This window comes from Leclercia barmai, from assembly GCF_049312895.1.
Taxonomy (GTDB): Bacteria; Pseudomonadota; Gammaproteobacteria; order Enterobacterales; family Enterobacteriaceae; genus Enterobacter; species Enterobacter barmai.
This window is the reverse complement of record NZ_JBMNWZ010000016.1, coordinates 1-925: the sequence shown is the minus strand read 5'-3', so window position 1 is coordinate 925 and position 925 is coordinate 1. Positions and strand designations below refer to the sequence as shown.

Below are 925 nucleotides of genomic sequence, written 5' to 3'. Positions count from 1 at the left end.
CCCATTGTGAAGCCTCCCGGTTAACTGTCTGCAATTCTTTCCGACAGGTCAGAACGCGCCGGGACGCACGCGTACGCTACGGCTAATGGTGTCCCAGAAGGCGATAATTTCCTCCTTGCTGTAGGAGGTCGGCGGCATGGAATCATTCTCCAGGGTCAGAATAAAATTGGGTGTCTTATAGCTGGCCGTCAATTCATTGATGAACATATCAAAACCGTAACGCGGCTCGTCCTGAGATGCCTGTAAACCCGTTGCCAGAAACTCCTGGGCCTGCAGGCCGTTGACATTAAAAGCCCCTTTTCTTTCCACCTGGCCTCGGTACAAATTACTCTCTATCTCACCAGATCTCTCCAGTACTGTGTCCTTTTCACGCGTAAAATTATCGGTGGAAAGAATAATCCTGATATATTCAAGTGTGTTGCTTTCAAAACCAACAGAAATATCTTCCCTGTCCTCGGAAGTCGGATCTGTGGCAATAAACGCATGAGTGATACAGGAGCCTGGCTTCGTCGGAATCGCATCATTATCCCTGCCGCTAATTCTCGCCATCAGCAACTGCATCTGGCTGATATCACTTGCGACATAGTTTCTGGGTGGACGCCCCCTTCGTTGCTCATTATATATAGAGCTCGAATCATTAATGGTCTGCTTCTGAAATTTAATAACCACACCATTAGTATATAAATACCCTTCCAGGATGCGCATTGCGTCCGCAACACTTTCGTTTTCATTCCTTTCAAAAATCACACCATCCATACCCGCGGGTAACGGCCAGACTTTTTTCAAAAAGGGCATATCCTGTGCGTCATTAGTTTCGCTTTCTCGTAAAGCCTTTTCACGTAATGCGATTAACTGCACAAAACCAGGATGATACATCTTCTTTGTTGCAAGATAGGTTTTATAGGTATCCTCAGGCCGGGAAATC

Annotated in this window: 1 protein-coding gene; it reads right to left on the bottom strand. The window is 46.5% G+C overall.

All coding sequences use genetic code 11. The features are described from left to right. Window positions 1-48 precede the first annotated feature (48 nt). A partial coding sequence (locus ACOYA6_RS23015; protein WP_422655477.1) for a T6SS immunity protein Tli4 family protein occupies window positions 49-925 on the bottom strand: 877 nt, incomplete at its 5' end.